The 26,942-nt window shown below is 48.5% G+C and carries 24 protein-coding genes; 16 read left to right on the top strand and 8 right to left on the bottom strand.

Features of this window, described 5'->3' with window-relative positions:
- Positions 1 to 161: 161 nt before the first annotated feature.
- Genes KIU71_RS14445 through KIU71_RS14410 form a run of 8 tightly spaced genes read left to right on the top strand, consistent with a single transcriptional unit; the run spans position 162 to position 9,101 of the window.
- Positions 162 to 1,358 carry a glycosyltransferase gene (locus KIU71_RS14445; RefSeq protein ID WP_214132001.1) on the top strand — a complete coding sequence of 399 codons (1,197 nt, stop codon included), beginning with the start codon at positions 162 to 164 and terminating at the stop codon, positions 1,356 to 1,358.
- Complete coding sequence (locus tag KIU71_RS14440) at positions 1,351 to 2,679, top strand: O-antigen ligase family protein (protein WP_214132000.1); 1,329 nt, start codon at positions 1,351 to 1,353, stop codon at positions 2,677 to 2,679. The genes KIU71_RS14445 and KIU71_RS14440 overlap by 8 nt, the downstream gene beginning before the upstream one ends.
- Positions 2,676 to 3,788 (top strand): glycosyltransferase family 4 protein, encoded by a 1,113-nt coding sequence (locus KIU71_RS14435; RefSeq protein WP_214131999.1) that lies wholly within the window; start codon positions 2,676 to 2,678, stop codon positions 3,786 to 3,788. Before KIU71_RS14440 ends, KIU71_RS14435 begins: the two co-directional genes overlap by 4 nt.
- Positions 3,781 to 4,668, top strand: coding sequence for a glycosyltransferase family 2 protein (locus tag KIU71_RS14430; RefSeq protein ID WP_214131998.1), 888 nt, complete (start codon positions 3,781 to 3,783; stop codon positions 4,666 to 4,668). Before KIU71_RS14435 ends, KIU71_RS14430 begins: the two co-directional genes overlap by 8 nt.
- A complete protein-coding gene (locus tag KIU71_RS14425) occupies positions 4,665 to 5,462 on the top strand; it encodes a sulfotransferase family 2 domain-containing protein (protein ID WP_214131997.1) in 798 nt (265 codons plus the stop codon). Before KIU71_RS14430 ends, KIU71_RS14425 begins: the two co-directional genes overlap by 4 nt.
- An 8-nt stretch (positions 5,463 to 5,470) precedes the next feature.
- Positions 5,471 to 6,814 carry a flippase gene (locus KIU71_RS14420; protein WP_214131996.1) on the top strand — a complete coding sequence of 448 codons (1,344 nt, stop codon included), beginning with the start codon at positions 5,471 to 5,473 and terminating at the stop codon, positions 6,812 to 6,814.
- Between the two features lie 10 nt (positions 6,815 to 6,824).
- Positions 6,825 to 7,886, top strand: a complete 1,062-nt coding sequence (locus KIU71_RS14415; RefSeq protein ID WP_250207524.1) for a nitroreductase family protein — start codon at positions 6,825 to 6,827, stop codon at positions 7,884 to 7,886.
- Positions 7,887 to 7,907: 21 nt separating this feature from the next.
- The gene (locus tag KIU71_RS14410; RefSeq protein ID WP_214131995.1) at positions 7,908 to 9,101 is read left to right on the top strand and encodes a polysaccharide pyruvyl transferase family protein; all 1,194 of its coding nucleotides are present in this window, start codon (positions 7,908 to 7,910) and stop codon (positions 9,099 to 9,101) included.
- Between the two features lie 96 nt (positions 9,102 to 9,197).
- On the opposite strand, the gene KIU71_RS17855 is transcribed toward KIU71_RS14410, so the two are convergent.
- The 4 genes from KIU71_RS17855 to KIU71_RS14395 form a co-directional block, all read right to left on the bottom strand.
- A complete protein-coding gene (locus KIU71_RS17855) occupies positions 9,198 to 9,605 on the bottom strand; it encodes a hypothetical protein (protein WP_315853301.1) in 408 nt (135 codons plus the stop codon).
- A 20-nt stretch (positions 9,606 to 9,625) separates the two neighbouring features.
- Positions 9,626 to 9,739, bottom strand: a complete 114-nt coding sequence (locus tag KIU71_RS17850) for an alpha/beta hydrolase-fold protein (protein WP_250207538.1) — start codon at positions 9,737 to 9,739, stop codon at positions 9,626 to 9,628.
- 194 nt (positions 9,740 to 9,933) lie between these two features.
- A complete protein-coding gene (locus tag KIU71_RS14400) occupies positions 9,934 to 10,401 on the bottom strand; it encodes a nuclear transport factor 2 family protein (RefSeq protein WP_315853300.1) in 468 nt (155 codons plus the stop codon).
- A gap of 316 nt (positions 10,402 to 10,717) precedes the next feature.
- The gene (locus KIU71_RS14395; protein ID WP_214131994.1) at positions 10,718 to 12,421 is read right to left on the bottom strand and encodes a right-handed parallel beta-helix repeat-containing protein; all 1,704 of its coding nucleotides are present in this window, start codon (positions 12,419 to 12,421) and stop codon (positions 10,718 to 10,720) included.
- Between the two features lie 165 nt (positions 12,422 to 12,586).
- Between KIU71_RS14395 and KIU71_RS14390 the strand changes: the two genes are divergently transcribed.
- The 3 genes from KIU71_RS14390 to KIU71_RS14380 all read left to right on the top strand — a co-directional run bounded on the left by KIU71_RS14390 (position 12,587) and on the right by KIU71_RS14380 (position 17,230).
- On the top strand, positions 12,587 to 13,741 hold the full coding sequence (locus tag KIU71_RS14390) for an efflux RND transporter periplasmic adaptor subunit (protein ID WP_214131993.1): 1,155 nt from the start codon (positions 12,587 to 12,589) through the stop codon (positions 13,739 to 13,741).
- Between the two features lie 14 nt (positions 13,742 to 13,755).
- Positions 13,756 to 16,908 carry an efflux RND transporter permease subunit gene (locus KIU71_RS14385; RefSeq protein ID WP_214131992.1) on the top strand — a complete coding sequence of 1,051 codons (3,153 nt, stop codon included), beginning with the start codon at positions 13,756 to 13,758 and terminating at the stop codon, positions 16,906 to 16,908.
- A gap of 109 nt (positions 16,909 to 17,017) precedes the next feature.
- Complete coding sequence (locus tag KIU71_RS14380) at positions 17,018 to 17,230, top strand: hypothetical protein (RefSeq protein ID WP_214131991.1); 213 nt, start codon at positions 17,018 to 17,020, stop codon at positions 17,228 to 17,230.
- Between the two features lie 35 nt (positions 17,231 to 17,265).
- Here the strand turns inward: KIU71_RS14380 and KIU71_RS14375 are convergent, their stop codons facing one another.
- Both KIU71_RS14375 and KIU71_RS14370 read right to left on the bottom strand, forming a co-directional pair.
- Complete coding sequence (locus KIU71_RS14375) at positions 17,266 to 18,186, bottom strand: hypothetical protein (protein ID WP_214131990.1); 921 nt, start codon at positions 18,184 to 18,186, stop codon at positions 17,266 to 17,268.
- A complete protein-coding gene (locus KIU71_RS14370) occupies positions 18,179 to 18,424 on the bottom strand; it encodes a hypothetical protein (protein WP_214131989.1) in 246 nt (81 codons plus the stop codon). Before KIU71_RS14370 ends, KIU71_RS14375 begins: the two co-directional genes overlap by 8 nt.
- 265 nt (positions 18,425 to 18,689) lie before the next feature.
- On the opposite strand from KIU71_RS14370, the gene KIU71_RS14365 reads away from it, so the two are divergent.
- A complete protein-coding gene (locus KIU71_RS14365; protein ID WP_214131988.1) occupies positions 18,690 to 20,996 on the top strand; it encodes an efflux RND transporter permease subunit in 2,307 nt (768 codons plus the stop codon).
- A gap of 3 nt (positions 20,997 to 20,999) precedes the next feature.
- Complete coding sequence (locus tag KIU71_RS14360) at positions 21,000 to 22,226, top strand: threonine/serine exporter family protein (RefSeq protein WP_214131987.1); 1,227 nt, start codon at positions 21,000 to 21,002, stop codon at positions 22,224 to 22,226.
- A gap of 17 nt (positions 22,227 to 22,243) precedes the next feature.
- Here KIU71_RS14360 and KIU71_RS14355 read toward each other — a convergent pair whose 3' ends face one another.
- Complete coding sequence (locus KIU71_RS14355) at positions 22,244 to 22,693, bottom strand: DUF2721 domain-containing protein (protein ID WP_214131986.1); 450 nt, start codon at positions 22,691 to 22,693, stop codon at positions 22,244 to 22,246.
- A gap of 166 nt (positions 22,694 to 22,859) precedes the next feature.
- Between KIU71_RS14355 and KIU71_RS14350 the strand changes: the two genes are divergently transcribed.
- Genes KIU71_RS14350 through KIU71_RS14340 form a run of 3 tightly spaced genes read left to right on the top strand, consistent with a single transcriptional unit; the run spans position 22,860 to position 26,392 of the window.
- Positions 22,860 to 23,300 carry a DUF3010 family protein gene (locus tag KIU71_RS14350; protein ID WP_214131985.1) on the top strand — a complete coding sequence of 147 codons (441 nt, stop codon included), beginning with the start codon at positions 22,860 to 22,862 and terminating at the stop codon, positions 23,298 to 23,300.
- 41 nt (positions 23,301 to 23,341) lie between these two features.
- The gene (locus KIU71_RS14345) at positions 23,342 to 24,256 is read left to right on the top strand and encodes an ABC transporter substrate-binding protein (protein ID WP_214131984.1); all 915 of its coding nucleotides are present in this window, start codon (positions 23,342 to 23,344) and stop codon (positions 24,254 to 24,256) included.
- Positions 24,257 to 26,392, top strand: coding sequence for an ATP-binding protein (locus tag KIU71_RS14340; protein WP_214131983.1), 2,136 nt, complete (start codon positions 24,257 to 24,259; stop codon positions 26,390 to 26,392).
- Here the strand turns inward: KIU71_RS14340 and KIU71_RS14335 are convergent.
- Positions 26,369 to 26,929, bottom strand: coding sequence for a CBS domain-containing protein (locus KIU71_RS14335; protein ID WP_214131982.1), 561 nt, complete (start codon positions 26,927 to 26,929; stop codon positions 26,369 to 26,371). The two genes, KIU71_RS14340 and KIU71_RS14335, sit on opposite strands and share 24 nt — an antisense overlap.
- Positions 26,930 to 26,942: the final 13 nt, after the last annotated feature.

Genomic DNA, 26,942 nt, shown 5'->3' with positions numbered 1-26,942 from the left:
AGATCGACGCTTGTTTTGATGTTGGTGATTGTGCTCATTCGCGCTTGTTTTACGCAATGCCGCATGGCTGTTGACGTTAGCCGGTGACGACCCACAATGGCACTGGCTTTGCAATGGCCTGAATTAGGTGGCTACCATTAGATTACAGGGATTAGAACATTATGCGCAAAGCAACAATTCTGCACGACAGCGCTAAGCCACGTGTCATTGCGATTGTGATTAATTCATTGGAAGGGGGTGGCGCTGAGCGAGTTGCGTGCCATTTATTGAAGTGGCTTCATCCTTACGCTCAGCAGCATCAGGTTCAGTTTCATTTGGTTTTGCTTGACCGTGCGCAAGAATCGCAGCAATGTCCTCCATTCGTGCAAAAAGCCTGTTTAGATAGCAAACAGTCGTTGCTGAAAAGTGTACGAAAATTAGATCGTTGGGTCGCTCAGTATCAACCCGACCACATAATCAGTTTTCTCACGCGCAGCAATATCGCCAGTACATTGGTCAGCAAACGTCACGGCATTCCCTGTATCATCAGTGAGCGTGTGAATACGACTTCACATTTAGGCAACGGATTGTCAGCGAGCATTAGCAAAATGCTGGTTCGACTATGCTATCCCCTGGCTAACCATATTGCTGCGGTATCAACCGGCGTTGCCGACGATCTGGTTGAGAATTTCGGGATTTGTGCCGAAAAAATCACCGTGGTCTACAACGCCTACGAGCGTGAGGCCTTAAATCGACTGGCCGATTTACCCTGCCCTGATTTGCCTGAGCAACCCTATATTTTAGCGGCCGGAAGATTAACCGCGAATAAAAATTTCAGCCTATTATTGCGTGCCTTTGCGCGCGCTGCATTGCCGTTCCAACTGGTTATATTGGGTCAGGGCGACGAGCGAGTGGCCTTGGAAAAACTGGCATCAGACCTTGGTATCAAGGAAAAAGTGCTCTTTGCCGGCTTCCAAAAAAACCCTTACCCCTACTTTAAACACGCTACCTTTTTTGCCTCAAGCTCCAATGCAGAAGGCTTCCCAAACGCGATTGTCGAAGCGATGACACTGGGGAAAGCCGTGGTTGTGACGGACTGCCCTTCGGGCCCGGCTGAGATCCTCGGCGGGCAAGGTAGGCCTGATACACAGGGAATTAAGGCACATTACGGCATTTTATGCCCCTGTAATGAGGAAACAGCCTTATCGGAAGGGTTACAATTAATGGCTCAGCCTCAAACCCGCCAACATTACGAGTGTCAGGCAACTCGGCGCGCCGCAACATTTACGCCAGAGCGCATGGTCGACAGCATCACACATTTGATTGAATCGACCGGATCAACACCTCGGCAGCGGCAACGCAGCATCTCTCATGTTTGAAATCGTTAAAATCGCCCTTGTTCTCCTCAGCGCCGTGCTGCTCTATCGGGTCGCCAGACGCTGCGAAGGTTTCACTGTGTTTGTGATGGTCGCACTGTGGCTGCGCTTTGCGCTGTCTGCATTTCATACGGTGACCTACCCGCCGCTAGTGGGCGGTTTATCGATCAATGCTATTGGCTCAATTTTTGTTGTTGCGGCTGGCTTCTCCCTGCTACCGCGGCAACTTTTTCTCTTACGGTATTGGCTACTTTTCTATGCCTTCGCGCTCATCGTTGTGTTAAGCGCCGCAATCAATGCTCAAGTGGGTGGCTTTATTGTCGTGGTGGTGAAGTGGCTCTATTTTATGGTGTTAGCCGGTGCATTGTTCCTTGCCATTCGGCGCGCTGGGCTTGATCCCGTATTACGCGCTCTGCTGGTTTCGTTTGTTTTGCCGGTTTCACTACAGTGCCTGTCTATCGTGTTGGGCGAGGCGAAGGCCGCAGAAAGTGACGGCTCGGTAAGTTTCATTGGCGGCTACCATCACGAAGCCGCATTTTCGATGATATTGGTTGGTTTTGTGCTGAGCATTTGCCTGCAAAACCTGCGCAGTTTCCCGTGGCAAAACAGCCTATTCTTTATCGGCGTGGTTCTCCTCTTTTTGACCAACTATCGCACCTCAATGCTCGCCGTGTTGCCCATTGTTGTGATCTTCCTGTTTTCCTGGTTTGAGTCAAAAGTAGCAAAGCGCTACCAATTCTTCAGTATTGCCGCATTGGCCACGTCAGCTGTGGCGGTTGCATGGATGTTTAAAGACAGTGTGGCTGAGCGCTTCAACGATATTTACGTGGTCGCATCACACTGGCGAGAACTGATCAAAGCACCGGTCTACTTTACGGATTGGGAACAGGATCTATTTTCAGCACGCGTGTATCTGTGGAGCCAGTATCTATCGGCTTGGGAAATGGCTGATGCCTCGCAACGTTGGTTTGGTGCCGGGCCTGAAGCATGGAACGGTGTATTTGAGAAATATGCGCACAATACGTTTATTTCCTATTTGTATGAATACGGCATTTTGGGCTTGACCTTGTTTGGTGTATTTAACGCCGCACTGTTACGCAGTGCATGGCGTATTGCCGATGTGACCTTACGCAAGAAATGCTTCTTCTCACTCCTCGGTTTTTTGATCCTCAATCTCGCCACCATGCCACTGTGGAATATTGAAGGCTTGATTGTTTACGCCATTATCTGCGCTGCCATTTTTGCTCACCAACCGGTCGTAGTTCATCACTCAGCTTATCCTCTTAGGCTTGCTCCGACACCACTGAAAGGAGTTTCGACATGAAAATTTGTGCCATTGGTTTACGTGGTATTCCACACGTTATGGGCGGTATTGAAACTCACTGTCAGGCGCTTTATCAGCGTTTAAGCGAGCATGCAGACATTGTTGTTTTGGCCCGTTCGCCCTATGTAAAACAGCGCGCCGTGTACCGTGGTGTCAACGTGTTACCGGTATGGACAATTCGCAATAAGTGGCTTGAAACGGCACTGCACACGTTTATCGCACTGTGCTACGCGCGCCTGTATGTTAAGCCTGATGTCGTGCATTTGCATGCGATCGGCCCCAGTTTATTTACGCCATTGGCGCGCTTGCTTGGTTTCCGGGTAGTGGTCACGCATCACGGCGCCGACTATAACCGACAAAAATGGAATACGCTCGCTAAAACGCTGCTGCGCTGTGGTGAGTTTTTTGCGCTTCATTGGGCGCATGATGTGATTGTTGTCGGAAAATCTTTAGCTCATGAGCTGCAGCAGCGATTTCCTCGCAAAGCGCCACACATCCATTTTATTCCCAACGGCGCCAATGCCGATTTTAGTCGAGAAGCGCCTGACATCGAGGACTTAGCCCTCGGGCTTTTGCCCGAAAATTACATTCTGACTGTTGGTCGCCTGGTACCTGAAAAAGGTTTTTCTGATCTCATTGAAGCACATAAGCGCAGCGGGATTGATATGCCGTTAGTGATAGTCGGCGACGCTGACCATCAAGATGAGTACACGCAAACACTGCGTCAGAGTGCCGATCGGCGCGTTATCTTTGCGGGCCGACAGCACGGCGATGCTTTGCTCGCACTCTACGCCCATGCCGAGCGCTTTATTTTACCGTCATACCATGAAGGCTTACCCATTGTGGCATTGGAAGCGTTAAGCGCCAACACGCCGGTGTTACTCAGTGACATTCAGCCCAATAAAGACATCGGCCTCACCAGTGCACACTATTTTGAGACTGGCAATATTGATGAGCTGGCAAGGGCATTGACACGCTTTTTACCGCCGGTAAACGGCGCAGCCATTCTGGATAAATTTAATTGGGCAACGATTGCCGAATCTACATTGCACGTTTTTAAAAGTTCCGTTTTTCATTCACAACAACAGAGTGCCTTTAGCAATGAATAGCCACCTGCGCGTTAGCGCCCTGATCATTACCCACGAGCGTCCTGACTATTTGTATCAAGCGCTGAATAGCGTATTGGATCAAACTTACCCGCCCAGCGAAATCGTGATCGTGGACGACGCCTCAAGCGCCGATTACCGCAGTGTGCTGGAACAGTTTCCACACACGCATATTCGTTATCACCGCTTGCCAACGCCAAGCGGAGCGAACACCGCTCGAAACATTGGGGTCGCCATTGCGCAATATGAGGTTGTGGCCTTTCTGGATGACGACGACAGCTGGCATCGCGAATTTATCAGTGAGCATTTGAAAGCCTATGCAGTAGGTGCCGATGCCGTGGTGTGTGGTCACTCCATCATGTTTAGGCATCACATCTCGCATATTAATCCGCAAATCCGAGTGAATGAACAATCGCTACGCACAGGCAACGCATTCAGTGGAATGAGTGGGTTCAGTGCAAAGCGCCAACACTTGTTAGACATTCCGTTCGACGAAGCATTGCCGAATGGCCAAGACTGGGATTTGTATGTGCGTTTTGTGCAGGCAAAACGCGTGTTTGTGAATATCCCGAAGGCGCTGTTTGACTACCGTGAACACACTGAAAATGGCATCACCGCCAGAGTACAAAAACTCACACCGGCGCAAGGCGAGATCCGTTTGCAATCCGCACTCAAACATCGAGAGTGGTTGGGTGATTATCATTTTAAACGACGCGTTGCACAGCAACTGCTCGCGTTTCTTCCCAAAAAGCGCCATAAGGCGGCATGGCTGGCCACTGCGATACGTCATGCTGGTTGGTGGAGCACACTGACAGCACTCGTTGAACTGGCGAAGAACAAACTGGTGCGGCAACGCCGTTATCGAAAGGGAGCATTCCAATGAGCCTGGTATCAAGCATGACGCAAACACTGAAACAAAAAGTGTTAAACCATCCTAAAGTTGCCTTTATTCACGTCCCAAAATGTGCAGGCGTGTCTGTCTATGATGGCATTTTCAAAAGTTTGTACCCCGCCTACTTAAAAGGCACGCCCCTCGTGACGCACATTGATTTAAAAGGCAGCAAGCGTGCAGAGTCGCTCTTATCCATCGATATGATGCTGGCGCGACAGATTAATCTGGTCAGTTTCATGCACCGTAAACACAGCCTATTCGTCACCGGCCACTGTTATGCAGCGCCACAGGTTGTTGCAGATTTTGCTGACTGGGATTTTGTCACCGTTTTGCGAAATCCGGTTGACCGGTTCATTTCGGAATACATCTACAACACCTATAAAACATCTGACTGGCATACCAATACCAGTAATTTCGAAGCGTATTTAGACACCGAAAAAGCGCTACGCAGCGGCACAGGGTATTGTCGATATTTCAGTGGTTACGCGTTCGAAGATATTCTGACCCAACCGGATGATGCTGTGGTAAAGGCCGCAATAGCGAATTTAAATCGCTTTGCCATCGTCGGGCAACTGGAAGCTATGCCGGTATTTTCTGCTCAATTTGAACAACGTTACACACGCTCTCTGAAGATCCCGCGCGCTAACACCAGCCCAAATCATCGTTTGGCGGATGAAATTAAACACAACCGTGTGTACCGAGATCGCATTGAAGCGTTGTGTGAGCGTGATACAGCGATTTATCAGGCCATGTTTAAAGCCGCGCCGCACGCGCAGGCAGTTTGAGAGAAAATATGACCGCAGAAACAGCGCCAACTACACTGAATCGTGTATTGAAAAACACGTCATGGTTAACGTTAGAAAAAGTCGCCAGCATGGGCTTGAGCTTTTTTGTCACTATGGTGATTGCGCGTCAATTAGGGCCCGAAGCATTTGGTCAGCTCAACTTTTTACTGGCGGGGGCGGCGCTGATCCCACCACTCGCCTCTTTAGGCATGAATGCAATTATTACCCGTGAGTTATTAGACGCGCGCCACACGGAAGACACCATCTTATCCACGACCTGCGTTTTTCGACTCCTTGCGAGTATTGCGAGCGCTTCGCTGTGTGTTTTGATTGTGGCGAGTACTGTTGCGTTAACACCCGCTGAATGGACTTTACTGGTGTGTCTGGCATTAGCCTCAAGCACGTATGGCCTGCAGGCATTGGAGTTTTGGTTTCAGGCGCACATGAACATTCGCCCTGTCGTCATGTGTCGCTTTGCTTTTATGGCTGGGTTTGCGGCGGCAAAAGTGGCAGTGGCGCTAGCGACACAGTCCTTCTTGTTAGTCGGATTGCTATTTGCGGCTGAATTAGTCTTTATTGGGGCCGTGTACTGGCTGTTATACACACGTTACCAACGCCATATCAGTTTCAGTCATGTCAACTGGCACTATGGCGTCGCGCTATTTAAACAGTCATTTTGGTTGGTGCTTTCTGGATTTGCCGCCATCATTTATTTGAAGATTGACCAACTGATGCTTGCCAGCATGACGACGCGCGCCGAAGTGGGTATCTACTCTGCTGCGGTGCGGTTGTCGGAAGTCTGGTATTTCTTTGCGACCGCATTTGTGACGGCTATTTTTCCGGCGTTACTGTCACTGCGGAAAAAAAACGAAGCTCGCTATCAGAAACGGCTCCAGCAGAGTTGCAACTTACTGTTTGGTGCTGCGTTGCTTATCGCCATCGTCATCGCCAGCATAGCACCGTGGTTGGTTAACCTATTGTTCGGCCCAGCATTCAATGGCTCAGCATTGGTTCTGCAATTGCACGTATGGGCTGGCGTTTTCATTTTTGTTCGCGCGCTCGCCAGTAAATGGCTAATTGCAGAACACTTACTGCAGTTTTCCTTGCTCAGCCACGGCGTAGGTGCGGTGATCAACGTGTTACTCAATCTCGTGCTTATTCCATTGTACGGCGGTGTCGGCGCGGCGATTGCAACACTCGTTTCCTATGCGGTAGCGGGGTACGGCGTATTTTGGTTGGCTAAACCTACCCGCCCGATGGCGCGCGTGATAACGCAGTCTTTTAACGTCGTCAGCGCGTTAATCGACGCGCGGCGAGCAGTCAGTGGCTGGCAACAGCGCCGCCAAGGTTAAGGAATCCTTTATGTCGCTTCGACCCCAACTTATTCAAATCGCTAAGCAAATCAAGCAGCGCTTATTGCACGTTGTGCATCAATTCGATGACGCCACGATCCCACTTTTCGCCTCACACGGGCGCCTTGCGTCGCTGTATTACTGCGTCTTTAGCCGTCGGTTTGATCGCGAACATCTGGCCGTGTTGCAAGGCCGCATTCGTTACAAACAATCGCTTCGCGACATTGGCGAAAGTTGCGTGCTGTTACGTCGTAATATTCACCGCTTAGAGAAGGGGTTGATCATGCGCCCCCGCCGCAGTGTTTTTGCCGAAGGGTACATTGGTGAAACAGTCAGTTGTTTCCGGGATTGCGTGATGGCCAAGCGCTTAGATCACGAAGAACAAAAATGGGCGCATGATGTTTTGTGTCTTTACTTTGATGTAGTTAGTGCGACACCGATTGTCGACACCCAGCGCAAAGCGTTTAGCGCGATCAGCTCATCCGGCGCACAAGTCAGTTCAGTGCCCTATGCGCACGACACATTGCCGAAGTGCCCGTTGGATTACGACGAATTGCTGACGTTGTTTAAACGCCGTCGGTCTGTGCGCTGGTATCAACAGAAACCAGTTGAATGGGGCAAACTTCAGCAGGCAATTAACGCCGCGAGTTTGGCGCCATCGGCCTGTAATCGACAACCGTTTAAATTTTATGCGTTCAACCATCAAGACAAAGCGGTTGATATAGCGGCCTGTGCGATGGGCACTGCCGGATGGGTAAACAATCTGCCGTGTTCCGTTGTGGTGGTGGGTGATTTGAGTGCGTATCCGAAAGAGCGCGATAGACATGTCATCTATATCGACGGCGCGTTGGCTGCGATGCAATTTATGCTGGCGTGCGAGACGCTATCGCTTTCTACTTGCCCCATCAATTGGCCAGATATCGAGTCGCGCGAACAAATGATGAGTAAAAAACTCAACCTATCGCCCTATGAACGCCCGATTATGCTGATTTCAGTGGGGTATGCAATCAAAGATGGCGGCATCCCATTCTCACAAAAAAAGAACGCCGACACGCTGCTCAAGCAGCACTAATTCACTTTCAAGGAACAGGCTATGAATATTGAAATTCGCGGTACACAATTTGTCAATAAAGGCGCAGAACTTATGCTGCATGCTGTATTGCAGGCATTGGCTGAATGGCGTAGTGACATTAATGTTGTGCTCCGCCCCAATCGTCAAACACCTTACGCGTGCATCGCCAATGTCGGCGCATACAAAAAACTTATGTTGCAAAAAGGCCCCTTAAACCTTAACCGCTTCAGCGATTTGATACCCCAGTCATGGCGTAAGCAGATGGCGCAGCAATGGGGAATTATCACTGAGGCCGATATTGACGCCGTACTGGATGCCTCCGGCTTTGCATATGGCGACCAATGGCCAAGCCGTGTGATCACTCAATTGTGCGCAGAACTGCATCGGTTTGATCAGCGCAATAAGCCCTATGTATTGCTGCCACAGGCACTGGGCGCTTTTACTCGGCCTACCGATGTGCACGCGCTACAACGAGCGCTGCCTAAAGCCTCGCTCATTCTTGCCAGAGAAGCCTCAAGTTATAACCATGTGGCAGAGTTACTTTCTGACCAGTCGAATCTTCGCCAATTTCCGGATTTCACCAATATCGTTAAAGGCCGATGCCCGGACTATTTTACCGACGGTAAATCAACCTTGTTGCTCGTGCCCAACAATAAGATGGTGAGCAGTCAAAACAGTAACAATCTGTGGGCCACTCGTTACCTTAACCTGTTTGTTCAACTTTCAGAATTAGGCATTGCAGAAGGTTTAACGCCTGTGATCCTGAATCACGAGGGCGCGGGTGATGCGCCTATCTGTGCTGACATTGCCGCTGCATGCTCACAACCATTGAAGATTATTGAGGAAAATGACCCCTTGGTGGTCAAAGGGATCATTGGTCAAAGCCGCGCAGTGGTGTGCTCACGCTTTCATGGTTGTGTCAGCGCTCTATCACAAGGCGTGCCGTGCATTGGAACCAGTTGGAGCTTCAAATATGAGCGTTTATTTGAAGAGTATGAGCAGCAAAAATTTATGCTTCAGGCTGACAGTAGTGTCGCGGAAGTCAATGCGCTCTTTACGCACTTGATGGCGCAACAAACAGACCCAGACAGAGGCCCTATTCTGGCCTTTAAACGTCGCACAGAGCAAATGTGGCAAACCGTTTTTAGCGCGCTGGATCAGCAACTCCCCGCGCCTAGTCATGCTGTTAATACCCGCCGCACACAAACTGTCTAGCCCAGGTTTTGTCAGCGGCTCGTATTAGCGACCGTTACGCTGAATCACCTCAGGAAAACCTGGGGCGAGCTATGTCATAGTTCCTGAATGTACACATCATTCATCTGTGGTGGGTAGCAGGATCTTTAAGCCTTCGTACCAGGCCAAGAACGCAACTGTTCCATGAGTTTCATTTTCAAAATACTGTTGTACAGCTATTCCTTGCACGTTTTCTATGACAGAAAAAGCGAATGAGGTACCCCACTGATAGTTTGCTAATCCTATTTCACCCAGATGTGAATTATTTGCAAAAGCAAAATATACGTTGGAACTGAGACTCACAGGTCTCGCTTTCTTGCTGTAGGTGCGATTCAGGTAATCGTTGTCCCAAAGTGCCGTCGGATCAATTATCAGGTAATCTGTAAATGATGACGGAGAGTTAAGAAGTACGTTCGACGCGAACAAGCCGCCAAAGGATTCGCCTACTAATAATCTCTTACTAGAAGTTCTGTAGAGCCGGTCGATTTCAGGTATGAGCTCTCGGTTTAAGAAGTCTTTCGGTGGATGTCTCCGTCTAGTAAGTAAATGACTGGGTATGACTTTGTGCCATTGTCGTATGTCGGTGGCAAATAGACCAAAAAAAGTCTTTTTTCGTCCATGAGCTCTGACTCTATCGATGTTGAAATCCCCAACTCAATGAGTTCTGAAGCAACAGAGTTCGTCGCAAGAACAAAAGTGATGAGGACTGAAAATAATGTATTCATACCGACTTCCTTGATGTGTATGAATTTTCAACAACAGTCGCAGGCCCGCGGGATAAAATGCTGAAGTCGCAGCTCATGTAGACAGCCAATTATAATCCATGGTGGCGTCTTATATGCTTTATTTTGCCGAGGTCATTAAACTCCAATGACATAATATTAATCGCCGTATATTCGATAGGTTTGTCCATATGACTGGGTTGCCCTTTCGCATGCTCTTTGAACTTAACAAAAGCAACATTCCGGCCAACCATTAATTCTAAAATGTCTATGTTGCTAAAGTATATTTTGTCGTCTAACTTCGCGACCATTCCAGAACGCAGCTCATCTTTACTCGTGACGAGCACGTTAAATTTAACGTGTTCATCCTTAAATTCGTCTGCCAAGAACGAAAGAAAGTAATCAATGTCTTCTTTAGTCGAATCAGGTTGCTGGCGCTGATTTTTTGCTTCGATAAACTGCTGAGTTAATTTTCTTACTTCTGATTCTGCAAGTGGGCTGGCTGCATACACAGATACAGAAATTAGATAAACAACTAACATTGTAAGTACATTTTTCACTGAATTTTCCTTAATTTTCTAGTAGCGGGGAATTGTCTGCTGACGGAAATGACGCCGTCGCTATTGCGTATCAAAGAGCGATGAGATCAAGTTTAGCGCTTTGCTAGGCCCCTCCACAAAATATCAATCTTCCTATTTTTTTTGCGAAACGCAACCTGAAAGATAGAGGTTGAGCAGGCTCAGATATGGGAAATCGTCTTTTGTCACTGCTTTAAAGTAGTTTTTAACATCCTCGCTTAAACTTGTTGCGACCGGCTTTTGGAGTTTGCTGGTATACGGTTTTCTGCGAGAGTTTACCAGAGGCAGTTTGTGTCCACTAATAGACACCCACTCGGAGAAGAAAAGGCGGTGTCGTCTGATCTTTGCCTGCGGGCGCGCTGACATGAAAACCATGAAGGATATGCTCGGGTGCAAGGGCCACATCAACGTAAGGATCTCGTTGTGAACCCAATACGCTCGACAGGGTCTGTGGCGAAACTATCCAGCGACTATTTTCAGCCAATTTCGCCTCTGCATACGGCGCCTGCCGAGTACGATTATAGATAAGATTATGGACAAAGCGGTTGTCGGGGTATTGCTTGGGATCATAAATACCCAACCCCACCAAATTCGATGAACGCTGAGTGATAATCACATTATTGCGCACATCAGCCCAGAATGTATTGTCGCCTTTGACCGATGACGCTGCGATGCCATTTCGGTCGACGTTAATCCAATTTTGTAATACAAAAACCTGGCCCTGTGGCGCACTGCGTAAACCGCCCAGCTTGATTGCGGTCCACTCATTGCCGTCTTGGTCGCCCAATGAAGTGATCGCGTTGTTAAAGAGGTAACTTGGCCCACGCCGGTTGGGCAACGCACTGATACCCACATACCCCTGCGAAAGTTGATTGTTGTACACCAATACCCCGCTTTGCCCACCGTCAATTTCAATCAAGTCATCGTTTGCGTAAGCGATTTGATTATTATGAATAGCAGAGTCACGCACAAACCCACCGAGTAATTCTGTATTTTTTCGCCCTTCAATTGCATCGTTGAAGCGGTGTTGGTCACTTCCCTGAATACGGTTGTGGCGAATAATCACTTGGCCCTGAAACTGTTCATTTTTATGCTGTGCCCATACCTGAATTGCGTTTGCGCCTTTCGGGTGGCCATGAGTCCAACTATTTGCGCCATAATTGGGCGAGTGAATGTGGCAGTCTTCAACGGTGACCACACCCGATTTGTCGATATCGATGCCCGCATCATAATTTATCGGCGTTTTGCTTTCAGGTGTCGCATAACCGCGCCCCTTCTTAAAAACTGTTGGTACTCTGCCCCATTTTGAAATATCACAGCCGGTTATCCAGATATGGTGAGAGTTACGCATCTGCACGCCGTAGCGCCACCCGCCGTCAATCACGATATCTTTGAGTACCACATAGGCATTACCTTGTAAAAAAACCGCTGATTCAAGTTCGTCAGCTTTGATGACTGTGTTGGGATCGCCTTGTATCATTGCCCACGCGCCCGGTGAGCCATTGACTTTAAGCGCTTTGAGATTGAGCTGTCCGCCTTGATAGATGTCTCGTAACGCAATCACCTTTTGTGGATCCACAGCGGGAAACTGCGATCGAGTTGTGAACCGTTGTATCCATTCCTGACCTTTTCCCTGATCGCGGGCTTGCACTTTTACCTCGTATTCAGTGCCTGCACGCAAATGCAATAAAACCCCCTGCCATTTTCCTGCAACTGGCTCCCACACCATATCAAACGCCGGTGTCCATGCGTGCTCCGTAGTCGGTTTGTAGTAAAGTGCAATCTGTTCAATGTCTTTGTTTGCACTTAACCGCACACTGGCTGACTCAATCAACGGCACTAACGACAGCGCCTGCGACATCGAGTTTGTTATTGCAGAATCCTTGTCACTGGATTGTGCCATTGCCGCTATGGGCAACACCATTACACTCAGTAGCATCGCGGTAAAAGACAAACGCCGCGTAGCCCGGGGTAGCCGCGCGTTAGAAAAGTACATGTGCATGGGGTATTGCTCCTGTAACGAGTTGTCATGGGTGCCTCACGTAAGGGATAAGCACAAACCATGCTGAAATGGCAAAACAGGAATAACAGTTCGTTACATTTGAGGGATCGTTTTATGCGGCGAACGCGTTATCATTAGCATGTCATTTATTCAATACAGTGTGCTATGAAAACGATTTGGAAAGTTGCTATCCCCTTCGCCGTACTCATTGGCGGGTTCGGGATCAAAACCGCCATCGAAGCGAGCGGTAAGGAAGAAACATCACAAGCGCAGGTGGATACGCGTCCCTCTGTGCGAGTTGAAGCGTTAAGCCCGATTGACTACACCGTAACTATTGAAAGTTTCGGTGAAGTCAGGCCATTGGAAAGCACCACTATTGCCGCACAAGTTGCAGGGGAAGTTGTTAGTTGGCACGCCAATTTTGTTCCCGGTGGCGTCGTCAAGCGTGGCGATTTGCTGTTCAGTATTGAAGATGACGCCTATGTTGCGGCCAAATTACAGGCGGAATCTGAGTTAATTGAAGCGAAATCGCAGCTTATAGAAGAGCAAGCCCGCGCTGATGTTGCAGCCCGTGAAGCGCGCAATATGCCTAAACAACAGGTAAGTGATTTGTATTTACGCAAGCCCCAGGTATTGAGTGCGCAAGCGCGCGTCAAGTCCGCCGAAGCTCGCCTGCGGATCGCCCAACGTGATCTCGATAATACTCAGGTAAAGGCTCCTTATGATGCGCTGGTAGTCACCCGCGATATCGGCGTAGGTCAATACGTGAATGTGGGGATGGACGCAGCCCGCCTACACAACATTGAGGCGGCCGAAGTGGTTTTCCCCATCGCCGGGTTCGATGGTCAGTTTTTACCTGAATCACTGACGGGAAGTGCAGCCCAAATCGTAACTCGCGGAAAGAACTCGATCGCGCGACAAGGCGTTATAAAACGTGACCTTGGCGTCGTGGATGAAGCGACGCGCATGACCAATCTGGTCGTGCGCATCGACGACCCGTATGGACTGGAATCCAACGAGCCCGCGTTAAAATACGGTAGTTACGTGGAGGTGTCTTTTTCAGGCACAACCCTCGATAACGTATTCAAAATAAAGCAAGACCTAGTCAATAACAATCGCGTGTGGACGCTCGACGATGAGCAAAAAATGGTGCAACGCACCGTTAATGTGGTACGCGAAGAGGCGGATACATTTCTTATCGACAGCGGTTTAAGCACGGGCGACAGGTTGGTGCTGACATTGCCGGAGTATCCTCAGAATGGAATGGAAGTTGTCGTGATCGATGAGAAACAGCCACAAACCGCTGCACGTACAGAGTAGCCAGGTAGCCTATAATGACCCCAAATAACGACACTCAACGCGGTATCATCGCATTTTTCGCGAACAATTCAGTCGCGGCCAACCTCATTATGGTGTTTATCATCATTATGGGCATTGCCAGCTATTTCACTATCCAACGTCAGATGTTCCCCAACATTGAAATCAATTTCATCAATGTGAGCGCACAATATCGAGGGGCGTCACCTCAGGAAATCGAAGAATCGATTCTGATCAAAATCGAGGAAGCGCTTAAAGACGTCACTGAAATCAAGCGTACGGTTTCCAGAGCGTTTCGCAATAGCGGGCGGGTGACTCTAGAAATCCACACCGATGAAGATCTAACCGATGTGCTCGACAAGGTGAAACTGCGCGTCGACAGCATTGCCACCTTCCCCGCCGATATGGAGCCTGTCACCATATCGCAAATTGAGTTTAAGCAGGATGTGCTGGAACTGTCGCTGGTTGGCGACCTTTCTTTGAAAGAATTAAAGCCGCTAGCCAAGCAAATTGAAGATGAGTTACTCCAACTGGGTAATGTATCTTTGGTTGAAATGGGTGCACCGAACGACGAAATCGCGATTGAAATTCAGCCGGATATGTTGCGCAAATACAACGTCACTATTGATGATATTACCCGTGCAATCGGACGCTACTCGGCCAATATTTCAGCCGGACAACTGCGTACTGATTCCGGGCTGATTTCAGTGCGTGTCGAGAACCAGATTTATAATGGCGCCCAATTTGGCCGCATCCCAATCAAAATAGGCGAAAACGGCGCGAGGGTATTGTTACGCGATGTCGCTGAAATCACCGATGGCTTCGAAGAAGGCGAGCGCTACTTTAAATACAACGGCCAGAACGCCATGTGGATGGCTGTGAAAGCGACAAAAACGCAAAACATGGTGCCGGTTGCTGAGAGTGTGAAAAAGTATATTGAACAACGTAACAAAACTTTGCCCGACGGCGCGCAGATTAAAATTGTTGTCGATATGACGTATTACCTTAACGCGCGACTGGATATGATGCTCAGCAACCTGTTTCAAGGAGCTGTATTAGTGGCGTTACTGCTCACTATTTTCCTGCGCTTTAGGCTGGCATTCTGGGTGATGGTGGGGCTACCGGTGTGTTTCCTGGGTGCGGTAATGATGATGCCGGTATTTGGCGTGAGCATTAATATCCTCTCACTGTTTGCATTCATCATGGTATTAGGGATTGTGGTCGACGATGCCATCGTGATTGGAGAAAGTGCCTATACTGAAATTGAAAGTAAGGGCGGCGGCGTAGACAATGTGGTGCGTGGTGCGAAGAAAGTAGCTACTCCCGCAACCTTCGGGGTACTGACGACCATCGCGGTGTTCTTACCCTTCACACAAAGTTCTGGGCCAGAAGGCGCTTTCTTTTATAATATTGCGGTGGTTGTTATCTTGTGTTTGGTTTTCAGTTTGATTGAGTCCAAGCTGATACTGCCAGCCCATTTAGCCCATACCCGCTTTTCACCGGTGAAACAAACGAGTTGGCGTGCCCGGTTCAATAAACGCTTTTTTGGGTTTGTAAATGGCCCCTACCGTTCCTTTGTTTCCCGTTGCGTGGAAATGCGCTGGGCGGTGCTTACCTTTTTCATTGCCATGCTTATGGTCACTATGGGGCTTATCAACGCGAACTACGTGCGCACAGTTCCTAACCCGAAAGTACCACACGACTTCCCCAGCGTTCGTATTGAAATGAACGAAACCGTTTCAGATACCGCAACGATAGAAGCGCTGCAAACCATCGAAAATGTCATTTGGCAAATTGAAGAGGATATTGTCAAAGAGTATGGCTCGGGCATGATCCGTGATTTACTTGCTTTCAATGAAGACCGCACCGAAGGACGAATACTAGTGCCACTGGTCGGTGAGGATGATCGTCATTTTGATACATTTGAACTGGCTCGACGCTGGCGTGAAGCCATACCGGCCATACCGGGCATGAAATCGTTCGTTGTACAGGATGATGTGAATGGCGGCGGTGATGATGGAGAGTTCGGCTACTTGTTGTTTGGCCCTGATTTACAAACGCTGAATGCCGCAGGCCGCCAGTTTATTGAAATGTTACAACAGCAGGAAGGGTTGTTCGACGTCAGCTCCACCATTGACCCGGCCAGTAAGGAAGTACAGATGACACTGCGCCCCGTTGCCTATGATCTGGGTCTGGACATTGCCAATATCGCCAGCCAGGTAGGAGCCAGTTTCTTTGGTGGTGAGGCCCAGCGGGTTATTCGGAATGGCGAAGAAGTGCGTGTGATGGTGCGTTACCCGCGCCTGACGCGCGAGCAGTTTTCCTCGTTAAAGTATGCTGTTATCACAACGCCGTCGGGTCGTGAAGTCATGCTGGGGGATGTGGTTGAGCTAACGGAAAAACCCGGCATTAGCTACATTCGCCGCGAGGCGGGCTATCAAAGTGTTTACGTGTGGGGCTCGATTGATGAGCGTTTAGTTGAACCCAACGAAGTCGTGGAAGAGATAAAGGAAAATCTGCTGCCTGAATTGTTTAAGCAGTTCCCCGGCGTGAAAACTGAGCTGGGGGGTGATATAAAGGAACAGCAGGCACAGCAAAACGAACAGGTCATGTTTTTCATTGCTGCCATGATCATGGTGTACATTCTGCTTGCAGTGCCGCTGAAGAGTTATGGGCAGCCATTGATCATTATGTCGGTCATTCCATTTAGCTTTACTGGCGCAGTCTGGGGTCATTTCTTCTTCGGTCTGGACTTAAGCATGATGTCAACCTTTGGCCTGATTGCCGCCGCCGGGGTCGTGATTAACGACAGTCTGGTGATGACCGACTTTGTCAATCAGCGACGCGAGCAAGGTTACTCGATCAAAGAAGCGGTTTTGGAAGCCGGTTGTGCACGTTTCCGAGCAATCACATTGACGTCCATCACCACCTTTGCGGGGGTGTTGCCTATCATGTTTGAAACCAGCTTACAGGCATCGTTCGTGATCCCCATGGCAGTCGCACTGGGTTTTGCGGTCATGTACGCCACCATCGTGACATTGGTGCTCGTGCCCTGCCTCTATCTCATCCTAATCGATTTACGCAAACCTTTTTCGTGGGTTAAACGTAAAGTCAGCTCGCGCAAACCGCACGATGCAGACCCAAGCAATCCAGTGGCAGCGAATAAATAGCGTTGTAGAGAGCGGCTAGCATTATTTCAATAGGAAGTGCTAGCGCTCTTGAAAATTGCAAAAAGCCCCCTACGCTTTATTCATGGTGTTTGGAAATTAAGGGATAGCAATGACACAAACTCAAGATAACGGCGAAAATGCGGTCGGCAATATGAAAGCGATTGAAACTGCGATTGTTAACGAAGAACCGGACCGCTTAAAGTCCTTGCTGGCAGGGCGCACGCTGGACAGCCTACAAAAAAGTTACCTGATTGATTTAGCCAAGTTAAACGGAAGCCCTGAAATCGCGGACATCGTAGAAAATGCGCCTGTAAAACCGTAGGGCGCGTAGAGCCGTCGGTTGCCTCAACGTCAGGATTAATCACACCCGCGTTCATCCGCCATGGCTTGATTAAATGTGGTTAGGGCGATAAAGCCTTGCCCTACTGACTCAAAGAAGGATGCCAAGCGCATACTGAGTAGAGGTGTTTGTAGCCCTGTGAGATTGATGGCGGCAATGGTTCCCTCTGGATCTTTCGGCCGGTTCACAATGTATTTCCGCAAAGACACGATCGTTTCATGGATTTCATGGGCTGAGAACTGACTGAGATCGAGCGCGTTATATTCAATGCTAGCCGCACGTTGGTAACGGGAGCCTATGGGTATTTCAGCGGTCACGATACCGATGTCGGATATGGGTGTTTGGTGTTCTACCAGTCTTGCCAGTAGTTGCCCCTCTACATAACTGTAATGTTGTTGAAAACCGTAAAGATCGTTGTATTCAAGAATGTCGGCAGCACTTCTGTCATCTTGCATAGGCGCCTGAAACAGTGCTATTGATCGCTTCGCAATGTGGGCAACATCTTTGCCAGACGATTGCGTAAAACGACACAGAAAGGCGCTCGTGGCAGCTAGGCGTTTATTTAATGTGGCTGGTTCATTATTGGTAAAAACCAAATAGACGTAATGACCATAGCGGTCAGACTGTAGCTCAGACGGCGAGTATAACTGGGTTAACATGGCAATTAATTCAGCTTTCTTGGGTTTGCCCATGATCCCCAGCAAACCACTGAGCGCGTTAAGACCAGAACCATATTTTGCATTCGCGTTTTCAGGCGCTACATCTACCGCTATTTTTTGAGGCGGGTTAACGCGAGGCGGGTTAACGCGAGGCGGTTCCACGCTAGGCGCGCTAGTAGACGCCGCGGGAGTCTCGGGAGGTGACGCTTGCCGCGTGCTTTGGCATGCGACTAACGTGAGCAATGCGAAACACATGATAATATGGCGACGTTTATGCATTAGGTTTACCGCTGTCATCATTCACCAATCGTTTCAGGCTTTTGATTGACATTTTCGCAACGGCGACCAAGAAAATACTGCAAATTGACACGCCCAGCATCATGGTGCTGTTTAATGTGCTGTCGATGATTAAGTCGTAATAAAGCCACACGCACAGCGATATAGCGAAGGCGGCCAGGATACCGGGAACACCCAACCAGTCTGTGAACTTACTACCAATGTCAGAAAAAAACGGCATGCATCAATCCTTGAGCCACGCTCACTATCGATACAACAAGCATTGCAGCGAACAGCGCAAAGATCAAATTTTAACCAAATAAAGAGACAAGGCTGCTCTTTCGGGCGTTTGTGCTAGGGCCGGTTGAGCTCTGCGATACAAATTTTGTTCACACTATTGCGTTTAAAAGGCACTAAATTAACGGTTTTGTAAATCAGTGATTGAACCACCGTACAATGCCGTGTGTAATGACGTCATTCGCCGCTAGCGATTAGAGGGTAAAGCAATGAAACAGCGCTGGATTGAGTTTATTTTACGTCACCCATGGTGGGTGCTTGTTTTAAACGTTGTATTGCTCGTGGCACTTGCTGCTGGCGTGCAAAATCTATACTTCCGTGGTGATTACAAAGTTTTTTTCCAACCCGATAATGCGCAACGCATGGCGTTTGAAGAAATGCAGAATATCTTCAACAAAAATGAAAATGCCAGCATTGTGATTGCGCCGAAAAGTGGCAATGTATTTACCCAAGAGACGCTCACCCTCATTCACGATTTAACGGAGGCCTCTTGGCAAACGCCGCTGTCTACGCGCGTTGATTCTATTAGCAACTTTCAACATACCTACTCTGAGTTTGATGACTTGATGGTAGAAAGCCTGATAGATTCGCCCTCTGAGCTTACACCAGAACGTATTGCCAAAATTAAAGCGGTTGCGTTGGCGGAGCCCAATCTGCGTGACCGACTCGTATCCGACTTGGGCCACGTGGCCGTTGTGAATATCACGGTACAATTGCCCGACGGTGATCAGACTAAAGAAGTTGACCAAATCAGTCAGTTTGTGCGCGACATGACGGCTGAATTTGAAACGCAATACCCGGATCATACGTTTTACTTCACGGGTATGGTGATGTTAAACAATGCGTTTCAACAGGCAGCAAATCATGATGCACAAACACTGATCCCTCTGATGTTTGTGACCATCATTGTCGTCATGTGGTTATTATTACGCTCAATATTATGTACTCTGGCAACACTTTTGGTGGTTGTGCTGTCCATTGCAGCGACGATGGGATTTGCGGGGTGGAGTGGCTTTTTCTTAAGTATTTCGACGGTTAATGTGCCTACCATGGTAATGACACTGGCCGTTGCTGATTGCATTCACGTGATATCGTCGATGATGTTTGGTTTGAGAGAGGGAAAATCCAAAGCAGACGCGTTGCGCTATAGTCTAGATATAAATGTGATGCCGGTGATCATCACTTCGGTAACAACAGCCATTGGATTTTTAACCCTCAATTTCTCACCCGTGCCCATCTTGCAGGATCTCGGTAATCTGACAGCGATTGGCATGATGCTGGCTTGCTGGCTTTCGCTAACGTTCTTACCGGCGCTACTGAGCGTTGTCAAAATCAAAGCACCGCAAAATCAAACCAGCGACAAACGCTGGTCACTTAAGTTTGCCGACAGCATCATCACGCATCATCGCAAGATTCTGCCCTACAGCATTGTTCTCTTTGTGGCGGCAATCACCTTGGCATTTACTAATCAGGTGAATGACATTGCGATCGAATACTTTGATAAATCCAGTGAGTTTCGCCAAGGTGCCGATTTCCAGACGGACAACGTCAGCGGTATGTCGAACATTGATTTTGCTATCTATACCGGAGAAGCCAGTGGCATCAATGATCCTAAAGTCATGCGCGCTATCGACGCTTTTAGCGACTGGCTGCGTCAGCAGCCCGAAGTCGATCATGTCGCTACGTTGTCAGACACCATGAAACGTCTGAATAAAAATATGTATGGCGATGATCCCAACCGCTACGCTCTGCCGGCCGATAAAGAACTATCAGCGCAATATCTTTTACTCTTTGAGATGTCGTTGCCCTACGGTTTAGACTTAAACAATCAGCTCGACATTGATAAATCAGCAACGCGCGTTGTGGCCACGTTACAAAATTTAGGCAGCGCAGAATTTACCGCATTTGAACAGCGCGCCTATGACTGGTTTAATCAAATTGCGCCTGAGCTACGCATTACAGCGGCCAGCCCACCATTGATGTTTGCTCATATCGGCGAGGCGAATATGCGCGGTATCATTCAAGGAACCTTATTTGCCTTACTGCTTATTTCCGGTCTGCTGATGATCGCTTTAAGGTCAGTAAGAATGGGCTTTATCAGCTTAATCCCCAACATGTTGCCCGCCGGCATTGGCTTTGGAATTTGGGCCTTGATTTCAGCTGAGATTAACCTTGCCCTGGCGGTCGTGCTCAGCATGACATTGGGTATTATTGTGGATGATACGGTGCATTTTCTGAGCAAGTATAACTACGCCCGACGTCGAGGCGACAACGCACAAGACAGTGTACGCTATGCGTTTTCAAGTGTGGGTAGAGCACTGGTGATCACCACCGTTGTACTTGCGCTAGGCTTCTCGACACTGACCTTATCAACATTCGCCTTGAACGCTGATATGGGCTTGCTAACGGCAATTATTATCGTTGTAGCGCTTCTGGTTGACCTTATTTTTCTGCCGGCCGCATTGGTATTCTTCGACAAGAAAACCACTCCTGCCCCTGCTGTACAGACTGGATAAAAAGTGGATAAACACGAATTTACACAAATACGCAAATTCATCGTCAAATTAGGAAAAATGCTGCACAAGTACGGTACGCCGGCGTTTCGACTTGAGGCACATCTCAATGAGGTTGCCGCCCATCTGAATGTGAGAGCAGGCTTTATCTCCACCCCAACGTCACTCACATTCGTGATCTGGAGCGACAAGCATGAAGATGAATATAATCATGCCGCCCGCGTTCAGCCCGGTGATATGGATTTGGGTTCATTGTCGCGCACGGATGAGTTGGTGAATCAGTTATTGGAAAACAAGCTGACATTAGAGGAAGCCGACCGCCAACTGACGGAAATTGATAATCTGGGGGATTTTTATCACCCACTGGTCAGCTTCTTTGCGTTTGGCCTTTCCACGGGGGCTTTTGCGATTGTCATGGGTGCCAGCTTGCATGATGCGTTTGCTGCCGGTGCCATTGGCCTCATTATGTATTTGTTCGCTGTTTGGGCAACTCGCAGCAAGCGCGTCAATCACATGTTAGAGCCTGCTGTCGCGCTCGTTTCAGGCGTTTGCGCCTGTGCCATTAGCAGCTTCATTGACCCAGCAATTAATATTCGCTTAGTTGTCTTGTCGTCGATCATCATCTTCATTCCTGGGTTGGCATTGACCATCGGGCTGGCAGAGTTATCTTCAAGACACCTTGTGTCCGGCACCGCCCGCGTGATGGATGCGCTAATGCAACTGTTTAAATTATACTTTGGTGCCTTTCTGGGAATCGCTTTGGGCTTCGCATTGTTTAGCGAAGTAACCCTTGTTCCCACCGAGCCGCTGCCGAAATGGGCCGCATGGGTTGCCGTACTGATCTTGTGTTCTGCACTAAATGTTATCTTCAAAATTCGTATTAAACACGCACCGTGGGCCGTTATTTGCGGCTTCGTCGGTTATTTTGGCACCTACTGGGCCGCGAAATACCTTGAGTTTGGTTTAGGCACCTTCGTCGGCGCGTTTGCGGTGGGTGTGTACGCCAACCTATTTACACGCGTGGCAAATGCCCCTGCCAGCATCGTGCTCATGCAGGGGTTAATTGTTCTGGTACCGGGCTCAAAAACCTACATTGGCTTAAATTCGTTTGTCTCAGGGCAAGACTTTATGCAGACAGAGCATATTGGGCAGGAGACGTTTGTGATCTTTATGTCGTTAGTCGCTGGGCTTATTTTTGCCAATGTGATCATGCCGACCAAGAAGGCACTGTAGGATCAGCGAAATCGTTTTTAATCAGATAACCCACTTGACGACACTTTCAACGTCGCTGTTGCCAGGCTCACCTCAAGGAAAAAGGCGATTAATCCGCCAGTGATCAGCACCAGCCCAAAAATGAATGTAACCAGTATGGTCACGTCTAAACTGGTGTCGATAAGTCCGTTTAACAACAGCAGAATAACGTCAACACACACGGCCACGGCCGCCCCCGTGAGAAAGTTAATCGACCAGTTAGCAAAACGCATACGCCGACGCAGCGATGTCATTTCAAGCCCTTGCTGGCTCCTCTGTGCGGGTGAAGTCTGTTTCTGATGCTCCTCAATCCACCGTGCCCGATCGATGATACGTGCCAATCTACCCGTGACGACATTGATAATCTGCCCAATACCCACCAATAAGAATACCGGAGCCAGCGATAACTGTATGAGTTCGACAGCTGAATCAGTGAGATGAATTTCCATGTTCGCACCTTTAACGAAAGTCAGCGTAAACGCTACCACTAACCTCTCTCAGGCTCAATTTAAACTGTTCCGACACGACTAAGACTTATGTAAACCAGCCGAATACGGTACTATGCGCGCTACATTAGCGCGGTGTTGCGCCAACTGTAATCCAGCGGAGAAGACTATGTTGATTTGTGGCGTTGATATCAAAGGAACGGAAGCAGTGATTTGCCTGTTGGAGTATCGTGAAGGGGTATTTTTTATGCCCGAGTGTCGAGCTCGCAAGGTTGAATTCAGTAAACGCAACCGACGCACCGATTTGAGCTATTTCCAGTCACAATTTCGACAATTGATGAAAGACTACAAAGTCGAAAAAGTGGTGATTAAAGAGCGCCCACTCACCGGAAAATTTTCTGGCGGCGCGTTGGGGTTTAAGATGGAAGCGGCCATCCAATTGATCAATGATATTGATGTGGAAACCATAAATGCGCAAACATTGAAAGCCTCTTTAAAACGCAACCCTATCACTGTCAGTTTTGCAGAAACAGGCTTAAAAGTGTTTCAAGAACATGCGTTTGCAGTGGCGCACGCTGCACACATGGATATTGTTTATCCTCCGGCGTAATGTGTTAACCTGAGGGTTAGTATTCATCAGCAGTGATGCCCATGCGTTACCTTGTGTTTGCTCTTTGCCTTGTTATTAGCAGTTGCAAAACCGCCGCAGACCTTAAACCTGTCACTGTAGTGATTGGAAGCTGGTACGGATTTTATCCACTTTATTACGCCATCGAGCATCAACTCGATGAAGCTTTTGGCTTACGTGTTAAGGTGCTTGAACCTACCACCATTGCTAATTTGCGGCGAAGCTACCTGCGCGAGCAGGTCGATTTCACGGCGACCTCCATGCTGGAGTTCACCAATGCATCGACCTTAAGTGGGTTGGAGCTGTTCCCATTTCTTATCACTGACTACTCCAATGGCGGTGATGTCATTGTCGCGAAAAAGTCGATTCAACAGGTTTCGCAACTCAAAGGCACTCGAATTGCAGCACCGAGTCAGGGGATCGCGGAGTATATACTCTCAATTGTGTTCAACACGGCCGAACCACAAGAATACATTACTCAGATCCGCATTCCCGAAACCGAGTGTGGTGAAGCCTTTGAAAAAGACATGATTGATGCATGCGTGACTTACCCTCCGGTATCTACCTACTTGTTGAGCAACCCGGACCTTCATACGATTTACACATCGGCAGAACACCCGCAGCGCATTTTTGATGTCGTGTGGGCTAAACCGCATATTGCGCCTGAAGTGCAAGCGCAATTTGTCGCTATGTGGGATGCTGCGGTGGATAAAATACTCGCAGATCCGCAAATGTTTAATCAATTTGTCGCCGACATTGCGTCAGTATCGGTCGACTCTGTGGCAGAGACAATGGCTGGCATTAAGCTGATTGACGCCAATGAACGCGCCAGATTGCTGGCTGAGCCGCAGAACTTAGGCGAAGATTTGGTCATCGCCTGCGGTGTCGCAAAAGGTGAAGGTTGCCACCGATTCGCCAATGCCTTTGAGCCACGCTAAATGATCCGCTTGCCGATTGTTTACAAACTTTTTGTCCCTGTCAGCCTTTTGTTTATTGTGCTGACAGCGGTCGCGGCAACGTGGCTGTTGAGTGAGTTTCGCCAGCAGCAAATTGACACAACAAAAACGAACTTAGTCGGTATTGCCTCGCAAGCCGCCATGCAATTTGATGCATCGATTGATGAAGAAACGCTAAAGCGTGTTGCGACCATGATTGCGCTGAGTGATCACGTGCTCCAAACGACTATCGTTTCCCCTCAGAATGATACTATTTTAGCGACAAGCCGTTATCGTCATGCTAATCATCAACTTCCTGATCTGCCTGCGTTAATGCGCTCCGCCTATGCGAAAGTAAAATACGGCGGCAGTTGGTATTTCACGCCAATTGTGGAACAACACTATGCATTGGCTTATCCGCTGGTTGCCATCGCGCAAAACGGGATTGACAGTAATCAGTTTGTGCTTTTGATCTATATCGACACTTACGAATTAGATGCGCAATTTACCGACTATCGCAATACCGTGATAGTCATCTGCAGCGTTTTTCTAGCCGTGCTGATCACCGCCCTATTCGGACTTATTCACTATTTTGTGCGTAAACCGCTGAATACATTTGAATCAGCGCTACGTAAACAGACCGGCGGTCAGTTCCAATTAGTCAATATTCACAGTAATGACGAATTCTCTGACATCGCTATCGAGTTCAATCGCATGCGCGAAATAGAAGTTGATAGTCTGGCCGCAGCGGAGCAAGCCCGTCAGGCAGCAGAAGCTTTGGCTGCGCAGAAAACACAATTTTTAGCCAATATGAGTCATGAACTGCGCACGCCCATCAATGGCATTCTTGGTTTAGCCCAATTGATGGAAACCACGCACGATCCTGAACGGCAACGAAGTTACCTGACCAAATTAATCAGCGCCTCAAATATATTGCTCTCCGTCGTCAATGACATTTTAGATTTTTCAAAGCTCAGTGAAAAAGGGATGCGCTTACGTGTCAAAGAGACAACGCTGTTTGAGCTGTTGGAAAATTGCGTTTCATTGATCACAGTATTAGCCAATAAGAAATCCATTCAGTTTAAACTGACTATCAGCAGTGCCTGCCCTTTCAGTGTGCACGTAGATGCCGAACGGACTCAGCAAGTACTGCTTAACGTACTCAACAATGCCGTAAAATTTACTCATGAAGGCGACGTACATCTAACCGTGAATTTTACGTGGCATGATGCGCACAGCGGTGAATTGATGTTTATCATCAATGACTCGGGTGTTGGCATCGCTGAGCATGAGTTGCCTCGCTTATTTATGCCCTTTGAACAGCTCGATAACAGTGCTTCTCGCAAAGCCGGTGGAACCGGTTTAGGGCTGTCTATCAGCAAACGGTTGCTGGAGCTGATGCAAGGAAAAATCTCTGTGCGCTCAGAGGCCGGAGAGGGTACTGAATTTACGTTGAGGCTGCCGTGCCAAGCAAAATCAGTAGAGCAAGCAGTTGCTGACGCAGAGCAGCGGTCAGGCCATGCGAAAGCGTTCTCCTTACCCGCGCAGCCATTGCCTCGCCGAGTAGCGTATGTGGTTGAGGTGATCAATCAGCATGTTTTCACTTCAAATACAGTGCCAGAGACAACGCCAGTCGATGCAGTCTTTCCTGAATACCCGCTACCCTGTGCGCTGGTTGATGAGCGGGCGTTACTCGACACGGCGTTTGGAAGCGAGCGAACCCTGCAGCCTCGTGTTGAAAATGAAGACCGGGAAAATGCGGCGCACTCGACATCGCAGGCAATCAATTTGTTGGTGGCCGAAGACAATGACATTAATGCGGTCGTGATCCAGGAAATGCTGATACAACTGGGTTATTCATCATTACTGGTCGAAAATGGGCAACTTGCCATTGATGCGCACAAAAAACACCAATTTGATCTGATCCTGATGGACATTCAAATGCCGGTAATGGATGGGTTAGAAGCAACACGGCAGATCCGTCAATTCGATACGAGCACGCCCATTGTTGGGCTGAGCGCCAACGTGTTGCCAGAAGATAGAGAATTGGCTGAACACGCTGGCATGACCGATTATCTGAATAAACCCGTCAAAAAACGCGAGCTGGAACAGATGTTAAGCCGCCATCTCGTTAAATAATCCTTCAAACGAAATGTGTTTGTAGATATCCACCGAACGCTTAAGAAGCCTTGCCACATCGCGTGCTGAAATTAATCCTCTAATTTCATGCTGCGTTCTGTCTGTTACCAAACAATGCTGCTGATGGTTGTTTTGCTGCGTTTCCAGAACGTCGCTAATGGTGGCGTTGAGCAATTCCCCGTAATCGAAACTGCACAAACTGGCACGGTGCTGCATGAAGTCAGACACGAGCAAATCATCTCGCGATTGCCCTTGCGCAACACGCATCATTATTTTGTCTTCCGTAATATCGTTGTAACTGACCAGACCGACAAAATTGTCATGCTTGTCTAACACCAGTTGTAACTTGACGTGAGCCTGGCGCATCAAGCGCTCTACGTCTGAGGCTTTTTGGCTGGAACTGATCACAACCGGCCTATGTTGACGGAAATCAGTAAACGCTGCTACTGCAGGCATGTGTACTGATAAGGAAGTATTATTTTCAGGCCATGCGAGATGGTCACTATTCTGAACGGCATAAAGTGATAAAGCATTCATAGAAAATCTCCAA

The organism is Alteromonas oceanisediminis, from assembly GCF_018474025.1.
GTDB lineage: Bacteria > Pseudomonadota > Gammaproteobacteria > Enterobacterales > Alteromonadaceae > Alteromonas_E > Alteromonas_E oceanisediminis.
This window is presented reverse-complemented; position numbering and strand designations above follow the sequence as displayed.

Coding starts and splice junctions, on each gene's coding strand:
- KIU71_RS14445 (WP_214132001.1), top strand. CDS start 162: ATGCGCAAAGCAACAATTCTGCACGACAGCGCTAAGCCACGTGTCATT.
- KIU71_RS14440 (WP_214132000.1), top strand. CDS start 1,351: ATGTTTGAAATCGTTAAAATCGCCCTTGTTCTCCTCAGCGCCGTGCTG.
- KIU71_RS14435 (WP_214131999.1), top strand. CDS start 2,676: ATGAAAATTTGTGCCATTGGTTTACGTGGTATTCCACACGTTATGGGC.
- KIU71_RS14430 (WP_214131998.1), top strand. CDS start 3,781: ATGAATAGCCACCTGCGCGTTAGCGCCCTGATCATTACCCACGAGCGT.
- KIU71_RS14425 (WP_214131997.1), top strand. CDS start 4,665: ATGAGCCTGGTATCAAGCATGACGCAAACACTGAAACAAAAAGTGTTA.
- KIU71_RS14420 (WP_214131996.1), top strand. CDS start 5,471: ATGACCGCAGAAACAGCGCCAACTACACTGAATCGTGTATTGAAAAAC.
- KIU71_RS14415 (WP_250207524.1), top strand. CDS start 6,825: ATGTCGCTTCGACCCCAACTTATTCAAATCGCTAAGCAAATCAAGCAG.
- KIU71_RS14410 (WP_214131995.1), top strand. CDS start 7,908: ATGAATATTGAAATTCGCGGTACACAATTTGTCAATAAAGGCGCAGAA.
- KIU71_RS17850 (WP_250207538.1), bottom strand. CDS start 9,739: ATGGACGAAAAAAGACTTTTTTTGGTCTATTTGCCACCGACATACGAC.
- KIU71_RS14395 (WP_214131994.1), bottom strand. CDS start 12,421: ATGCACATGTACTTTTCTAACGCGCGGCTACCCCGGGCTACGCGGCGT.
- KIU71_RS14390 (WP_214131993.1), top strand. CDS start 12,587: ATGAAAACGATTTGGAAAGTTGCTATCCCCTTCGCCGTACTCATTGGC.
- KIU71_RS14385 (WP_214131992.1), top strand. CDS start 13,756: ATGACCCCAAATAACGACACTCAACGCGGTATCATCGCATTTTTCGCG.
- KIU71_RS14380 (WP_214131991.1), top strand. CDS start 17,018: ATGACACAAACTCAAGATAACGGCGAAAATGCGGTCGGCAATATGAAA.
- KIU71_RS14375 (WP_214131990.1), bottom strand. CDS start 18,186: ATGCATAAACGTCGCCATATTATCATGTGTTTCGCATTGCTCACGTTA.
- KIU71_RS14370 (WP_214131989.1), bottom strand. CDS start 18,424: ATGCCGTTTTTTTCTGACATTGGTAGTAAGTTCACAGACTGGTTGGGT.
- KIU71_RS14365 (WP_214131988.1), top strand. CDS start 18,690: ATGAAACAGCGCTGGATTGAGTTTATTTTACGTCACCCATGGTGGGTG.
- KIU71_RS14355 (WP_214131986.1), bottom strand. CDS start 22,693: ATGGAAATTCATCTCACTGATTCAGCTGTCGAACTCATACAGTTATCG.
- KIU71_RS14350 (WP_214131985.1), top strand. CDS start 22,860: ATGTTGATTTGTGGCGTTGATATCAAAGGAACGGAAGCAGTGATTTGC.
- KIU71_RS14345 (WP_214131984.1), top strand. CDS start 23,342: ATGCGTTACCTTGTGTTTGCTCTTTGCCTTGTTATTAGCAGTTGCAAA.
- KIU71_RS14340 (WP_214131983.1), top strand. CDS start 24,257: ATGATCCGCTTGCCGATTGTTTACAAACTTTTTGTCCCTGTCAGCCTT.
- KIU71_RS14335 (WP_214131982.1), bottom strand. CDS start 26,929: ATGAATGCTTTATCACTTTATGCCGTTCAGAATAGTGACCATCTCGCA.